We start from the raw sequence: 15,500 nt of genomic DNA, 5'->3' as shown, positions 1-15,500 counted from the left end.
CTTTCTGCCCTTTCCGCAAATATCCTGAACGCCCGGATTTCGACGGCTCCCGCAGTGGAGCGGTCCCGAAGTGATTGTTGAGGTCCCAAGATGTTCCAGAACCCGTCCCTGCCCGGTCTCCACATTGCCGCACCTGCCAAACCCAATACCGGGATGATCTGCATGATCGTGGCAATGCTGCTGCTTCCCGTGGGGGATACATTTGCGAAACTGATCAGTGAGACACTGAACCCGGTCGGTGTCACGCTCTGCCGTATTCTGGCGCAGGCGCTGTTTCTGGTGCCGGTCGCCTATCTTCTGCGGCACCGTCTGCGCGGGGCGATGTTCTCGCCTGTTGTGGCGCTGTCGGGGGTGCTGCTGATCGTGTCGCTGACCAGCCTGATCAGCGCTTTTGCGGTGATGCCAATCACGACGGCACTTGCGATCTTCTTTGTGGAGCCGCTGATCCTGACCATTCTTGCCGCGTTCCTTCTGGGGGAAACCGCCGGGCCGCGCCGCCTTGCCGCCGTCGGTGTCGGGTTGATTGGCGCGATGATCGTGATCCGTCCCGGTTTTGACGTCTATGGCTGGGCAACCTTGCTGCCGCTGATCTCCGCCTCTGCCTATGCGCTCAACATGATCGTGCTCAAGAAAGCAACCGTGACCCGTTCCGGCCTGACCGTTCAATGTGGCACGACGATCTATGCCGGGCTTGGCCTGATCCTACTGTCTGCCGGTCTGGGCGCGACGGGCATGACGGCGTTCGTACCTGCCGCCAGTGACACCGCGACATGGCTGCTGATCCTCTGCGCTGGCGTGGTTGCGGCCACATCCTTTGTGCTGATCGCCGAAGCATACCGATCCGCAGACGCAACCGCCCTGGCGCCGTTTCAGTATCTGGAAATCGTAACCGCCACGGCCCTCGGGTTTCTTGTGTTTGGCGATTTCCCGGACACGCTGACGTGGATCGGCGTGGCAATCATCCTTGGCTCGGGCATCTATATCTTTCACCGCGAAGGACAGTCAGACACCGCAGCACCCCGCCGCAAACGCGCGGAACGCTAAAGGGGTCGGCCCTAACGGTAGCCCCTCTGTCGCATCGGGCGTGGCCAACCTGACCTTGAACCGGGCTGCGCATCGCAGCGCCCGGTTCAAGGCATGGTTCAGGCTTCGGTGACGTCCGAAATCCACGTGCCCGCCGCAACCGCGCGCGGCAAGCCCAAAGGCCCGATGGCCAAAAGAGCAACCTGATGCAGGTCCTGCTGGCCAATGTCCTCTGCGAGACCCCGGCGCGCATGCGAATGCACCGCACCTTCGGACCCCGCACCGATGGCAAGGGCCAGTTTGACCAAGCGCCGTTCGCGCGCGCTCAGCCCGCCGGCACTGGCGGTGGCGGCACCCAGACTGGCATAGGCGTCCCAGATCTCCGGGTGGGCGGCGGCGAGATTTCCTGCCGCGCCGGGTAGATCGTTGCTCATCTTTTTCTTCCTTTCAAATTATTCTGTCGGCCGTCCCACAAGTCTGTTTAAACTGCTGGCCCTGTGTTGCTTGCGCCTATGGCAGCGCGTCAGGATCGACGCGCCTTTGGCGGGGGCTGGACAAACCAGCCTCCAGTCTTGTTTTGCACATGCGTTCACTTTGGTGCGTCCGAGGCGTTTTGCATGAGGTATTCTGTCACCAAGGCCGCCTCGGCTTCGTCCAGACCTGCGCGCGGGAACATGGATGGGGTGATGCCTTTCCACTGCTGCTGGGTGAAGTGGGTCACTTCGCGCGGGGCGTGGCAGACCGTGCAGCGCTCGAAGTAGATCTTCTCGCCCGGGCCCATATCCGCATAGAGCTTTTCGGTCAGCTCATAGAGGCGATCAACACCGATCTTGTCATAATCAATCGCGGCATAGTCGTAGTCCTCAAGGATCGCGGGTTTCTCATAGGCCAGGTTCGGCCCCTCCGGATCCTCGCATTTGCGCATTGAACACAGGGTGGTATTCGCAGTCGTTGCCTGCGCCACGCCGGACGAGCGCTGTGTCGAGGTCAGGAAATTCACCAGACCCGAGTTGCACCGCCCCTTGCTGTCCAGCTGCGGCCACGCGCCCTCGTAGATCGATACGACGCCGGGCATGATCTCGTCGCTGACAACAGCGCCCGCAATCACCGTGCCCCGGTCGTTGTAAAGCTCGACCAGATCGCCATCCTCGATCCCGCGCGCGGCGGCATCTTCCGTGTTGATCCGCACCGGTTCACGCCCCTGCACCTTGTAAAGCGCGCGCAGGTTTTCCGACTGGTCCATCTGGCTGTGCAGGCGGAACCACGGGTGTGGCGACACGACGTGCAACTGGCCCTCTTTGGCGTTGCCGAGGTATTCGTGCTTTTCCATCCAGATCGGCATGCCCGGCATGTCGTCGATATCGAGCTTGGCAAAATCCTCGCAGAACATCTCGATCTTGCCTGAGGATGTGTGCAGTGGCGCGCCTTCGGGATCGTTGAAGAATTCCCCGTGACGGGTCCATTTGCGCGCCTCTTCCGGCACCTCCTGACGGGCAAAGCCCTTTTCCCAGAACGCGTCGAACGGCGTGTGCGCCGCTGCGCTGGATTTCTCATAAGCAGCTTTGACGTGGTACATCTTGTCTTCGCCATCGGTGAACTGCGCCCACAGACCCAGCGTATCGGCCAGCCCTTCAAAGATCTCGTAGTCCGGCAGGCTTTCACCCACGGGCTCGATCATCTTTTTCATCGCGTAGACCTTGTCGTTGGAATAGGTCCCGCCGGAGGAGATATCATCCTGTTCCAGCGTCGAGGCCGCAGGCAGAACGATGTCACACCAGCGTGTTGCAGCGGTCCACCAGACATCCACGCTGACCACGGTTTCCACCTTGTGCAGCGCACGGATCAGCCGGTTGGTATCCTGCTGGTGGCTCATGAAGTTGTTGCCCGCGTTGAAGACGACTTTCACATCTGGGTAGGTGTGGGTGTTGCCGTTGTAGAACACTTCCTTGCCCGGGTTTTCCAGCATGTCGGTGATGCGGCTCGCCGGGCAGACGGTCTTGACAAAATTCCGCCCCTGCGACAGGCCCGCCGGGTTGGATTTGCCCGAAGCGGGCATGCCGCCATTGCCATAGTGCCAGCTGAAGCCCACACCACAACCGGGCTTGCCGATCTTGCCGGTCAGCGCGGCAAAGTTGATGATCGCCCAATGGGTCATCTCACCGTGTTGCGCCCGTTGCAGCGCCCATGCCCCGGCGATATTGGTGTTGGATTTGGCAAAAAGCTCCGCCATCTCGCGGATTTTCGCGGCGTCAATGCCAGTGATGCCAGCGGCCCATTCCGGTGTTTTCTCGACGCCATCGGTCTCGCCTTTCAGGTAGGCGATCCACTTGTCAGACCCGACCGTGTATTTCTCCATATAGGCGCGCTCCTCAATTCCCTCGGCCAGCACGTGGTTGGCCATGGCACAAAACAGCGCCACATCGGTGTTGGGCACGATCTGGACCCATTCGGCATCCAGATAGGCGTCAGAGGCGGTTTTCTGCGGGTTGATCGAGATGAACTTCACGCCAGAATCGCGGATGGTTTCCCAATGCGCATACATGCCATGGTCTGCCACGCGGTACTCCACCCGGTTGTTCTTGATCGGGTCACACCCCACCAGCACAAAGACCTCGCAGTGATCGCGGATGGTCTCCCAGGCAGATTGGGTCGAATAGACTTCCATGTCGCCGATGATATGGGGCAGCGCGACCTGCGAGGCCCCCGCCGACCAGTCGCCAGCGGTCACGGTGCAGCCCCCGATCAGGTTCATCAACCGGCCCTGCAGCACGTTGGGGCGGAAGGTGCCCGCGTTGGACCACCCACCATAGGAGGAGCTGAAGATCGCCTCGTTGCCGTGGTTTGTGGCCGTGTCCAGCAGCGCCTTGGCCGTCAAGCTCCATGCGGTGTCCCAATCGACGCGCACGTATTCTTCCTTGCCGCGCAATTCGGGCTTGATGTCGCCGGTTTCCCAGCCGTCGAGATAGGATTTGCGCACCATCGGATAGTTGATGCGCGACTTGTCATAGGTCCGGTCCATCACCCCCGTGGTCAGCATCTCGGTCGGGCGGGCGTCAATGTCCATGATGGTGTTGAGGCCGACCAGCTTGCCGTCGCGCACAACTCCCTCAAACGGGCCGTAGTGCGTTGCGTGAAACACGCGCCCGTCAAAAGAGTTCGGATCAAGTGCCGCGAGCGCCGTTGTGCCCATCAGACTTGTTGCGCCGAATGCAGCTGCACCGCCTTGTAAAAAGCTGCGTCGGGTTGGTTGCGTAATTGACATGCGTGCCTCCTGTGACAGGTTGATTTGGCACCACACTATTACAATGCACACCCACAGGTGTTGATCCGGCGCAAACCGGGTTGTTCGAAGATGTAAAGAAATGTAACAGTTGCGCCATGCCCCAACACATCCTCATCGTAGAAGACGACCGCACAACACGAATGCGACTGGCGGCCTATTTGAAAGAGCAGGGATACCGCGTCAGTCAGGCCGAAAACGCCACGGAAATGGACGAAATCCTCAGTGCTGATCCCGCCGAACTTTTGCTGATCGACATCAATCTGGAGGGCAAAGACGGGCTGACCATCACCCGCGAGCAACGCAGTAAATCGCGGGTAGGGATCATTCTGCTGACGGCGCGCGACGATCAGGTGGACAAGATCGTCGGTCTCGAAATGGGCGCGGATGACTATGTGACCAAGCCCTTTGACAAGCGCGAACTGGCCGCACGGGTCAAGAACCTTATGGCCCGTATTGCCGATATCGGACAAGCGCCGCAAAGTTCGGATCAGGTGGAGGAATTCGGCCCCTGGTGTTTCGACCGCATCCGGCGCCGGCTGGTGTCTGCGGCCCGGACCGAGACGCTGACCAAGCAGGAATTCGACGTCATGAGCGCGCTTGCCGATCATCCCGGTCAGACGCTCAGCCGGACGCGGCTTGCCGAAATGATGGGTCGCAAAGCAATGCGCTCAAACGACCGGATGATCGATGTGGTCGTCGGACGCCTGCGCAAGAAGCTGGAACACGACCCCGCCCACCCGGAATGGATCCTGACCGAGCACGGACGGGGGTATCATTTTGTTGATCCGAAATCGGTCTGAAGCCCCGCCTCTCGGGCGGCCTTGTCCAGCATGGATTTCGCATCCTGTGCTGTCTTGTTCAACAGGGTGCGCAGATCGTCGTCTGCGCCACTTTCTGCGGCTTCGATACGGGCCAAAACGGCGCAAAATGCTTCGAGGTGAAAATTCGCGGCAGCCCCTTTGAGCCTGTGTGCGTGTTTGCGCTGATCCTCCGAAGCCGCGTCGAGGATCACGCAAACAGCGCGTGGCAAGTCATCCAGAAACTCTGCCACGATCTGCCCGGTGGTCTGCGCCCCGAGGTCAGAAACATCGCTGCGCAGGCTTTCCAAAACACCCTCGAAATCAGGGGGTGTTCCATCCAACGTGCTGACGGCCAGCACCTCGGCCAGCGCACGGGGCGAGATTGGTTTGGACAAGATGCGCGCAACGCCCAGCATCGCCCGGTTTTCGGGCGTATCCTCGATCAAATGCGCGGTGAGTGCCACCAGCAAGGGCGTGTTTTCCTGTTGCGCAAGCGCGGCAGCCACATCTGCGCCGCTCATGTCAGGCAGATCAAGGTCGATCAGGACCAGATCAAAGCGCCCTGCACTGCAGGCCTGCAACCCGGCGGTGCCGCTGTCGGCTTCGGTCACGCGACATCCCAGCCGTTCCAGATAGCCACGCGCGACCATCAGATTGACCCCATGGTCATCAATGACCAGCACATCGCGTCGCAAAAGCAGGTCGCTTGATGGCGTCTCATCTTTTGCAATACGTGCTGGATCCCCGCGCATCACTGGCACGGTCAGGGTAAAGCGGCTGCCAAGGCCAATCTCGCTTTCGATGCTGAGCGCGCCGCCGAGCGCTTGGGTAAGCGTGCGCGAAATGGCAAGGCCGAGGCCCAATCCTTCGATCCCGGCGCGTTTGGCCGCATCGGCACGCATATAGGCATCAAAGGCATGCTCAATCGCCTCGCGGGTCATGCCAACACCGGTATCCGCCACCGTAAAGCTGAGCACGAGCTGCCCCGAATGCGCATCCATGGCATGATCCACAATGAGCGTGACCGTCCCGCGCTTGGTATACTTTACCGCGTTAGACATCAGATTCCCGACGATCTGTCGGATCTTCACCACATCCCCCAACACAACCAGCGGTGCCGGGTCCGACAGGTCCACGCCCGCTTCCAACCCCTTTTTCGCCGCAAGGGACTGCAATTGATGACCCAATTGCCCAACCAGTTCACGCAGATCGAAATGCACCGGAGTGCCCCTGTTTGCAATATCTTCATTGCTGGAGAAGGCGAGAATGTCGTTGGTGATATCCAGCAATTCGCGCGCTGATTTAAGCGCAGTGGCGGTGCGCGCCTTGCGGTCCGCATCCTGCGTATCTGCTTCCAACAGATCGAGCATTCCGATGATGCCGTTCAAGGGTGTGCGGATTTCATGGCTCATCCGGGCCAGAAACTCGGTCTTGCTGCGGTTTGCCGCTTCGGCTGCGGCGCGCGCTGCATCCGAGGCTTGCATTTCGCTGACTACATCGCCGGTGCGCGCGATGACGGCGTCCTCCAGACTATCGCGCAACTTTGCGGCATCAATCGCGCGGCGGCGCAGGATGTTCAGGGCCTTCTCAAGGCGTCCGATTTCGTCGTGGCCGCTGATCGCAACCGGTGCACCGTAATCCGCCCCCGCCACCGCAACGATCCGACGTGAAACATTACCAAGCCGCGCAATCAGTTGCCTGCGGGCGTATAGCCACAAAAACACCCCTGCAATGATCGCGCTGGCAACGAGCAACAGCAGCCCGAAAAGCATCAGCGAAGCGCGCTGCCGCGCCTGTGCAATCTGCGCAAGCCCCGCCGCCTGAACCGCATCACGCGCTTGCCGTGCCCTTTGGGAAAGCTCTGTGATGGTGCGCTGCAGCAACGCGCTGTCTTGCGTGATCGACGTCCGCAGCCTGATCTTTTCTTGCGACAGATCGATCAAGCCACCTGTTTGCAGCGCCCTTTTTTGCTGTTCCAGCAGCATGCCGGCTTCCTGCGCCGCGCGCGGTGACGGCAGAAAGGCGACGCGGCGCAGTGCGAGGGTGAGGCCCGTTTCAAGTTGATCATGCGCCATTTGCACATCTTCCAACAGTGTCAGCCTTGGCACTTGCTGAAACTGCAATCGCAAAGCGTCCACCATCCGCGCCAGTTCCGTCAGCCGTTCAAAGGCAAAGAAGTAGCGATCTGCCAATGCATCCAGCGCCGGGCGCGGGTCGATGTCAGGGGTTGCGTAGAGATCTGCGATACCTGCGGTCACCCGCAAGCGGGCAAGGTCGGTCTCGGCTTCGATGAGGGCATCAAGGCGCGCACCATCCTGTGCAACTGCACTCACCATGCGTTGGATTTGATCCTCAAGCCGCAATTCATCGTGCCCGTTGGCCGTCATCCGGACGACGATGTCATTTGCGTTCACCCCCTGCATGACCTCGGCCGCAGGCCCGCTCAGTTCAGCCAGCGCTTGCGCTCCGTTTTCGATATCAAGGACCGTCCTCTGCAGGGCGGTGGCGATCTGCTCCAGGTCTGCGCTGGTGTCGGCCTGAACAAAGGCCGCAGCAAGCGATCCAACCACTTCGGTGGACGCGCCAATTCGGCTTGCCAGTTCTATCGCGGGCAGGTTGTTTTGAATAAGGGCGTCCTGTGTGCGCACCAGATAGCGGTTGACGCCAATCGCAGCCAGGCCCACCATAATGGACAAGGCCGCAAGAGCGCTCAGGATTTGGATCAGTCGCGTGTCAAAGCTCGTTCGTCGCATGTTCAGACACTACGGGGCTGCCCTGACCGGCACAATCGCCGCTTTCAGCTTTGCGCTCGGGGTTGGCCTGTCGGTCCTCCCGACGTCGCCAAAAGCTGAAATGCGCCAATTGTTTTGCGTATTGGTTCCCCATTTCAAGGATGAGTACTGGCTCAGTGTCGGTTTTGGTCTTGAGCAGGAAGCACAGCGCAACAACGCAGACCTTCTGTTCTTTGAGGCAGGTGGGTACGGCGACCCTGCCGTACAGATCGACCAGCTTGACGCCTGCGTCAAACGCGGGGTCAACGCGATTATCATCGGTGCGGTGGCATCCGATCATGTCGAGCTGACAAATGCCATTGAACAGGCGGCACAGACGGTCCCTGTCTTTGGGCTGGTCAACGAAGTGCACAGCGATGCGCTGGCCGGTCATGTCGGTGTGGACTGGCGCGACATGGGTTATGTTTTGGGCCGTCACCTCAGCGCGCTGCACCCGGCGGGCTCGTCCGCCCAGACTGCGGTTCTTGTCACCGGCCCCCCCGAGGCTGGCTGGACGGGACCACTGGAAGCCGGACTGCGCGACGGGCTTGCCGACAGCGCTGTCACCATAGTGGACGTGCTGGGCGCGGATACCGGCCTGCGCCAACAGCTTGCGCTGAGCGAACTTGCGCTGGAGCGCCATCCCGATGCCAGCTATCTGATCGCGAGCGCACCCGCCATAGAGGCTGCGATTGGTTTGCTGGCAACCCGATCCGATGCGGACAAACCCATTCTCATGGCAACCTATGTCAACCACACGATCAAACGCGGCCTGATGAATGGCAGCGTGCTGGCTGCGTCCTTTGACGACCCAATGTTGCAAGCCCAAATGGCGATCCGGCAGGCGACATCTGAGCCTGTGCGATCTTTCGAGGCGACCGGGCCAGAAATCGTGGTTTTGACGCGCAATGCCGACAATCTGCACGATATTCGCATGTCGCCCGCGGATTACTTTCCGGCACTTCAATAGCGCCGCTGGAAACTACCCTTTCGAGGTGGGGCGCGCCTGCGGGATCACCCTTTCCACCCCTGCCACTTATGTCTCACGCCAGATCAGAAACGACAGACATAACGTCAGGGTCATCGCAGCGTATGCCGCGATGGCGTGGGGGGCCAGTGACGGCAGGCCGTGGATCAGCATTGTGCCGTTGCCTCCGGGGATGACTGCTGCCGATGCCCCCATGATGGCCCCTCCGACCAGACACCGCGCACTGGCCATCAGGGGCGGAAAGCGCAGATCAAAGTCACTGTATCGCCACGCGGCCATCAGCCCGCCGATCGCGACGGTCATCGCACACATTACCACGGGCAAACCATCGAAATTGAGGGTCGGGTCAACGAGACGTTCGGCACGGTGTGACAGGACGCTCATATACGTCCAACTGCCTGCCAATGCATAAAGCAGGCCACCACAAACACCGACCACCAGCATCGCGCGATAAGGCCCCATCCGCGACGGTGCCGGATCGCGCAGATTGCGCAACCAACGTGGCGCGCGTCGATAAAGCGCCACGATCAGGACCACAACCAGCACGCCCCAGATCGAAACCGCCCCAACGGTCGGTATTTCGAGGGGGGAAACACGCAGGACCGCGTCGCTTTCGCTGGCACTACCGACGGACGCAATCGCAGTCGCGCCTGCGACCATCCCAACTATCGTCAGCCCATAGACAAGGTTGCCGCCCGTCAGATGCGCCAGCGTGCCAAGGGCGCAGGCCCGGTTGATCCGCGCGCCCAACCCGAAAGCAACGCCCGCCAAGAGCACCTGCAACGTGACAGGATATCCGGCGGAGAGCGTCGCACTGGCCGGAAACAGCCAGTGCAGCGGGATAATCACAGCCCCCGCCCCTGCCGCCGCCACGCCAAAGGCGCGAAAGCGTCTGCTGCGGCGTTCAACAATCAGCGACTGCGTTGCGGCAACCGCACAGATACTGCCGCGCCGGATTGCATAGCCGACACAAAATGCAAGCATCAGCAAAAATGGGGTGAGAAGGACAGTCATGTTCAGATGTTTCTATCAGCCGCCCGGCCCGCAATCGATGCAGCGCAACGGCGGATTGGGACCAAAATCCAATGTGGCGGCGAGGTTACGCAGCGCGGTGCGCAGGCCCTCTTCGATCACGGGGTGATAGAACGGGCGCTGCAAAACCTCAGCAACGGTCAGTTTGCTCTCGATGGTCCAGGCCAGAAGATGACCCAGATGCTCCGCCGCCGGGCCTATGATCTCGGCCCCGAGCAACAGCCCGGTTTCGCGATCCCCGTAGACACGCAGCAAACCCTTGTCCTTGCCAATGACACGCGCGCGGCCCTGATCCTCAAAGGAAACCTCACCATAGGCGAAATCGATACCCGCCTCTGACAACGCCTTGTGGCCGCGACCGGCAATCGCGATCTGTGGATCAGAAAACACCACGCCGAGGCCCGTGCGACGCACACGGCGATAAACTTCGGGATACCGGGCGGCATTCTCGCCTGCGATCCGGCCTTCATCCGCAGCTTCGTGCAACAGCGGCAGATCAACAGCGGCATCGCCGGTCACAAAGATCGGTGCACCCGTGTCGCTCTTGGTTCGTGCCTGCATGGACTGCGGGTCAATATCTGGCGTGCCGCGCGCATTCAGCACCAGCGAGGTGTTTTCCAACCCGATCCGGTCAAGGTTGGGCCGACGCCCCGTTGCGGCCAGCAGGAAATCGAACCGCTCTTCACCTGTGTCACTGGCATCATTGCGGTTGCGCCACTGCACCACGACCGCGTCACCGTCGCGCGTGATTTTCGTCTCAGCATCAAAATGCGCGGCGAACTCGGCCCCGAATGTGTCACGGGCATAGGCCACCAGATCCGGATCGCTCAGCGGGCCGACGGCATTGCCCATCCCGAAGAGATGCACCCGCACGCCCAGACGCGACAGCGCCTGACCCAGTTCCAGCCCGATCACACCTGCGCCAAAGACGGCAACCGAGCGGGGCAAATCCTGCCAGTCAAACACATCATCGTTGATGATCAACCGATCCCCTGCGACCTCGAAAGGGGACGGCACTGCGGGGCGAGAGCCTGTCGCAATGATCACCGTGCGGGCGCTCAGCCGGGTGCCATCGGCCAGTTCCAAGGTGTGATCATCAACAAACCGCGCATTCTGGCGGATCAGGTGATCGTCCTTGAATTCATCCACGGCTTCCTTGACGAAGCCCACGAAGCGGTCGCGTTCTGTGCGCAGCCGGTGCATCACGGCCACGCCGTCGACTGTTACATCGCCTGCATGAACGCCGAATTTCGCGGTATGGCGCGCTTCATGCGCGGCATCTGCCGCCGCAATCAGCAGTTTGGAGGGCATGCACCCGACCCTAGCGCAGGTTGTTCCCAAAGGACCTCCGTCAATCAGGGCGATCCTGTCGGTTTGCCTTGCGGCCTCGCGGTAAGCAGCCATTCCGGCCGTGCCAGCGCCGAGGATTGCAACATCTACGTCGTATTCGCTCATTGTTTTGGTCCTTTGTGACAAGTGTCGACTTCACGCTGTTTGTTTGTTTTTGAGCAGAGCATCGAGGGTGCCTGATGTGTTGAGGGCTGTGAGGTCGCTGTTTCCGCCGACGTGGAAATCTGCGATGAAGATTTGCGGCACGGTGGTGCGCCCGCCGGCGCGGGCGATCATTTCGCGGCGCCGCGCGGGGGTGATGTCGATGTCGTGGTTCACGAAGCGCACGCCTTTTGCGGCCAGCAGGGCGCGGGCGGCTTTGCAATGGGGGCAATAGCCCTTGGTGTAGAGTGTGATTTCAGGGGGCATGGGGTGTCTCCGGGTCTGTGCCCCCGCCGCATTGACGGGGGCTGTGGCGGGTCAGTTGCGGGCGATGCGGCGCAGGGCGTCACCGGACAAAAACAGCGCAGCGGCCAGCAGGACGATGTCTTTCAGCAAGAACTGGCCCGGCACGACCGACAGCGCGGGAAAGCCGCCAAGGCTCGGCTCGCTCACCGGCGCGGTGAACAGGAAGCTGGCCGTCACAAAGAAGGTCGCCAGCGCGCCCAGGGCCCCCAGCAGCGCCACCTTGGGAAACTTCGCGCCCACCACCAGCAGCAGGGCAATCGCGATCTCGGCGGATCCGATCAGGTTCGACGCCCCCTGCAGCGAAAACACCGAATAGAGCCAGCTGGTCAGCGGGCTGGAGGCGACCAGACCCTCGATGGCGCCCGCTTCATAGGCGGTGAATTTCATCGCCCCGATCCAGCCCAGCACAATCGCGCTGGAAAAGCGGATCGCATGGGTGCCCGCATTCGCCACGGTGTCGCCCAGATCGGCGAGGTTCACGGCGGCGGCGGGGGTGTCTGTTACATGTGTCATGGTGTGTTTCCTTTCTTGACCGAATGGTCTTTATTTAGGTAAAGCTGTGCGGCGTCAGTGCCGATGGCCAACACCTACAGATTACGGACTGATCGGTCAATAACTATCCATTCACAGCTTCGCGAGGACAATGACACATGCAGCAACCCGGACGCCCGAGGGAATTTGACCCCGATGAGACCCTGTCGAAAATCATGCATCTGTTCTGGGAACACGGCTATGAGGCGACGGGGCTGAGCGACATCACAAAGGCCACGGGGCTGGGCAAGGCGAGCCTTTATGCGGCGTTTGGCAACAAGCAGTCGATGTATCTCAAGGCGCTTGCGCATTACGACGCCCGGGTGGTGGAGGGGGCGGTGCGCATCCTGCGCGCGCCTGACACGGCCCCGCTGGCGCGGATCGATGCGTTTCTCAGCGCGCCGCTCACGGCCCTGGGCGATCACGCCGACAGCCGCGGCTGTTTCCTGTGCAACGCCTCCGCGGATCGCGCCGCGCTGGACGCGCAAACGGCAACCCTCGTGCGCACAGGCTATGACAAGATGCGCCGCGCCATCGTCCATGCCCTGTCACAGGCACGCCCGGACATGGCCCAGAATGCGCGCGACCAACAGGCGCAACTGATCCTCACCGTCTACTCCGGCCTGCGCATCATGGCCCGATCCGCCAAAACCCTAGAAACCCTCAAACCCGCAAAAAACGCCGTCATGGAAATCTTGCGCAACAAGCCGGCTTTACGAACCCTCCCCAAAGCACACTTGGGGGGATTGCGGACGCTAAGCGCCGACCCTAATCGGGGGCCACTATAAAGGAGACGTCAACGCCCGGATTGCACCGCTGTCACGGCAGTCATGTCAAAGATGTCATCCGCCGTGCAGCCCCGCGACAAATCGTTGGCTGGTTGCGCAAGGCCCTGCAAGACAGGTCCGACCGCCCGCGCGCGCCCAATCCGTTGGGCAACCTTATAGGCGATGTTACCAGCATCCAGATTTGGGAAGATGAAGACATTCGCCTCCCCTTCGACCGCAGACCCCGGCGCCTTGGCGGCGGCGACCTCGGGAACAAAGGCTGCATCGAATTGCAATTCCCCGTCCACGATCAAATCAGGCGCCATGTCGCGCAGCAAAGCGGTCGCTTCGACGACTTTGGACACTTTCTCACCGCCCGCACTTCCCTTGGTTGAGAACGACAGCATTGCGACTTTTGCGGTTTCACCCATAAGTTTGGAAAATGACACTGCTGACGCTGCAGCAATCTGGGCCATTTCCGAAGCATTCGGCTCAATCACCAAACCCGCATCAGAAAAGACCAGCACACCCTGTTTCGGATGGTGGTCCTGGTTCAGCAACATCAGAAAGAAACTCGACACCATCTTGGCATCCGGCGCGGTGCCGATCACCTGAATTGCCGTACGCACGATTTCAGCGGTGGCGGTCACAGCACCGCCGAGCGTCCCATCGGCATGCCCAAGCCGAACCATCAAAGCGGCAAACACATGCGGGTTCTGCACAGTTTGCGCCGCAATCTCTGGTGTCACCCCTTTGTGTTGTCTCAGCGTGTAATAGGTATTTGTCATCTCGGCCAGATGCGCACTATTTGCAGGGTCCTGGATTTCGATACCATCCAGATCGTCGGCACCCGCTTGCGTGAGAGCGGAGACAATCCTGTCGCTATCCCCGACCAGAACGATCCGCGCGATCTGCTGTTGCCGCGCTCGTATGGCCGCTTCAATCACGCGCGGGTCTTCCCCTTCGCTCAGAACGATCTTGCGGTTCAGGCGGACAGCGTTGTCCATAATTTGCTGTAGCGGTGTCATGTCGATGCTCCGAAAAATGCGAGACCTGCGGGTCGACGCGGCGTTAATCCGCGCTGTAGTCCCGGATCACAAAATGCTTGGTTGTGGTTTCAAGCACGTGCCAGAAACCGCGAAACCCGTTGGGAATGACAAAGCTGTCCCCGGCGCGAAACTCCTGTTCGGTGCCATCATCCGAGATCAGCTTGATGTGCCCGCTCAGCAGAACACAGAATTCGTCGCGGTCCGCAAAAGCGATCCATTTGCCGGGCGTGCTGGTCCATGTGCCCGCCAGCATCGTCCCGTCCGGGCTTTTGAACCGCATCTGGGTTTCGTGGTGCGGATCGCCCTCGACCACCCGGTCGGGCAGGTCAGCAAGGCGGCGTTTGGTAAGGGGGGCATCGTCTTTGAAATCAATGACACGCATGTGTTCGGTCCTATCAGGTTAGCTGGCGAAATGGGTGATGCCGTAAAGGATGAAGCCCGCAATAAAGATGGTCTGGGCTACGATCAGAACGATCGCCTGACCGCCCACATCAAATATCGTCTTGAGCGACGTTTTCATGCCGACCGCTGCAATCGACACCAGCAGCGCCCATTTCGACAGATCCGCCAGAAAGGACTGGGCAAAGGCCGGGATCAAACCAAAGGAGTTGATCGCCGCCAGCACCAGAAACATGACCACGAAAAACGGCATCAGCGGCGGGCGCTTGTCCCCGGCGTCAGCATCTTCGGCAAAGGCGCGGATCACCAGCGCAAAGACCAGCACGACCGGGGCCAGCATGGTGACGCGGATCAGTTTCACGAGGGTCGCCGTCTCGCCGGTTTCGTTGCTGACAGAGAATCCGGCCCCGACCACCTGCGCTACATCGTGGATCGTCCCGCCGAGGAAGACGCCCGCTGCGATGTCATCAAGCGCCAGCGCGGAGGTGATAATCGGATAGGCGATCATGGCGACGGTGGACAGGATCGTGACACTGAGGACGGTGAAAATGAGGTTGCGTTCGGAATGTTCGTTCTTGGGCAGAACGGCCGCGATGGCCATGGCGGCCGAGGCCCCGCAGATCGCGACGGCCCCGCCTGTCAGCAAAGCAAAGCGCCAGCCGCGTCCAAGCAGCCGCGCACCCAACAGACCAAAGAGGATCGTCAGGATCACCCCGGCGACCACCAGCCCGATCAGCTTGGGGCCCAGACCGATCAGAAGTTCCACGCTGATGCGCGCGCCCAACAGCGCGACACCAATGCGCAGCACGGTTTTGGATGTAAACCCGATACCCGTGACACAGCGCCCTTCTTCGGCAAGAAAATGGAATGCGATGCCCAATAGCAGCGCCATCAGCATCGCCGGGGCACCATAATGTTCGGACAGGAATTGCGCGGCTGCCGCAACAACGACCGAGACCGCAAAACCCGGCCCATTGTCGGATAAAAACGTCTGAACACGACCAAAAACACTGGTTTGGGCAGTCAATGGGGTAGCCATCGGACAAATCTCCTTGGTCGC

General features: G+C 60.6%; 14 protein-coding genes. 4 read left to right on the top strand and 10 right to left on the bottom strand.

Annotation, left to right across the window (positions count from 1 at the left end):
* The first annotated feature begins 90 nt into the window (after positions 1-90).
* Positions 91-1,044, top strand: coding sequence for a DMT family transporter (locus RLO149_RS03930; protein ID WP_013960766.1), 954 nt, complete (start codon positions 91-93; stop codon positions 1,042-1,044).
* Between the two features lie 98 nt (positions 1,045-1,142).
* Here the strand turns inward: RLO149_RS03930 and RLO149_RS03925 are convergent, their stop codons facing one another.
* Together RLO149_RS03925 and RLO149_RS03920 are read right to left on the bottom strand one after the other, a co-directional pair.
* A complete protein-coding gene (locus tag RLO149_RS03925; RefSeq protein WP_013960765.1) occupies positions 1,143-1,457 on the bottom strand; it encodes a carboxymuconolactone decarboxylase family protein in 315 nt (104 codons plus the stop codon).
* 155 nt (positions 1,458-1,612) lie between these two features.
* A complete protein-coding gene (locus tag RLO149_RS03920) occupies positions 1,613-4,285 on the bottom strand; it encodes a molybdopterin-dependent oxidoreductase (RefSeq protein ID WP_013960764.1) in 2,673 nt (890 codons plus the stop codon).
* 116 nt (positions 4,286-4,401) lie between these two features.
* Between RLO149_RS03920 and RLO149_RS03915 the strand changes: the two genes are divergently transcribed.
* A complete protein-coding gene (locus RLO149_RS03915) occupies positions 4,402-5,106 on the top strand; it encodes a response regulator (RefSeq protein WP_013960763.1) in 705 nt (234 codons plus the stop codon).
* On the opposite strand, the gene RLO149_RS03910 is transcribed toward RLO149_RS03915, so the two are convergent.
* Complete coding sequence (locus tag RLO149_RS03910; protein ID WP_013960762.1) at positions 5,079-7,859, bottom strand: ATP-binding protein; 2,781 nt, start codon at positions 7,857-7,859, stop codon at positions 5,079-5,081. The genes RLO149_RS03915 and RLO149_RS03910 overlap by 28 nt on opposite strands.
* Between RLO149_RS03910 and torT the strand changes: the two genes are divergently transcribed.
* Positions 7,837-8,847, top strand: coding sequence for a TMAO reductase system periplasmic protein TorT (gene torT, locus RLO149_RS03905; RefSeq protein ID WP_148264303.1), 1,011 nt, complete (start codon positions 7,837-7,839; stop codon positions 8,845-8,847). The genes RLO149_RS03910 and torT overlap by 23 nt on opposite strands.
* 66 nt (positions 8,848-8,913) lie before the next feature.
* On the opposite strand, the gene RLO149_RS03900 is transcribed toward torT, so the two are convergent.
* The 4 genes from RLO149_RS03900 to RLO149_RS03885 are packed head-to-tail and all read right to left on the bottom strand — an operon-like array spanning position 8,914 to position 12,207.
* Positions 8,914-9,879, bottom strand: coding sequence for a YeeE/YedE thiosulfate transporter family protein (locus RLO149_RS03900; RefSeq protein WP_013960760.1), 966 nt, complete (start codon positions 9,877-9,879; stop codon positions 8,914-8,916).
* Positions 9,880-9,894: 15 nt separating this feature from the next.
* The gene (locus RLO149_RS03895; protein WP_013960759.1) at positions 9,895-11,352 is read right to left on the bottom strand and encodes a dihydrolipoyl dehydrogenase; all 1,458 of its coding nucleotides are present in this window, start codon (positions 11,350-11,352) and stop codon (positions 9,895-9,897) included.
* Between the two features lie 30 nt (positions 11,353-11,382).
* Positions 11,383-11,655 carry a glutaredoxin 3 gene (grxC, locus tag RLO149_RS03890; protein ID WP_013960758.1) on the bottom strand — a complete coding sequence of 91 codons (273 nt, stop codon included), beginning with the start codon at positions 11,653-11,655 and terminating at the stop codon, positions 11,383-11,385.
* A 51-nt stretch (positions 11,656-11,706) separates the two neighbouring features.
* A complete protein-coding gene (locus tag RLO149_RS03885; RefSeq protein ID WP_013960757.1) occupies positions 11,707-12,207 on the bottom strand; it encodes a YkgB family protein in 501 nt (166 codons plus the stop codon).
* Positions 12,208-12,344: 137 nt separating this feature from the next.
* Here RLO149_RS03885 and RLO149_RS03880 point away from each other — a divergent pair, with 137 nt between their 5' ends.
* Positions 12,345-13,013 (top strand): TetR/AcrR family transcriptional regulator, encoded by a 669-nt coding sequence (locus tag RLO149_RS03880; protein WP_013960756.1) that lies wholly within the window; start codon positions 12,345-12,347, stop codon positions 13,011-13,013.
* Positions 13,014-13,021: 8 nt separating this feature from the next.
* On the opposite strand, the gene pta is transcribed toward RLO149_RS03880, so the two are convergent.
* Genes pta through RLO149_RS03865 form a run of 3 tightly spaced genes read right to left on the bottom strand, consistent with a single transcriptional unit; the run spans position 13,022 to position 15,479 of the window.
* Positions 13,022-14,020, bottom strand: a complete 999-nt coding sequence (gene pta, locus RLO149_RS03875) for a phosphate acetyltransferase (protein WP_013960755.1) — start codon at positions 14,018-14,020, stop codon at positions 13,022-13,024.
* Positions 14,021-14,063: 43 nt separating this feature from the next.
* Positions 14,064-14,423, bottom strand: a complete 360-nt coding sequence (locus RLO149_RS03870; protein WP_013960754.1) for a cupin domain-containing protein — start codon at positions 14,421-14,423, stop codon at positions 14,064-14,066.
* 18 nt (positions 14,424-14,441) lie between these two features.
* Positions 14,442-15,479 (bottom strand): YeiH family protein, encoded by a 1,038-nt coding sequence (locus tag RLO149_RS03865; RefSeq protein WP_013960753.1) that lies wholly within the window; start codon positions 15,477-15,479, stop codon positions 14,442-14,444.
* Between the last annotated feature and the right edge of the window lie 21 nt (positions 15,480-15,500).

The sequence above is a fragment of the Roseobacter litoralis Och 149 genome (assembly GCF_000154785.2).
Taxonomy (GTDB): domain Bacteria; phylum Pseudomonadota; class Alphaproteobacteria; order Rhodobacterales; family Rhodobacteraceae; genus Roseobacter; species Roseobacter litoralis.
This window is presented reverse-complemented; position numbering and strand designations above follow the sequence as displayed.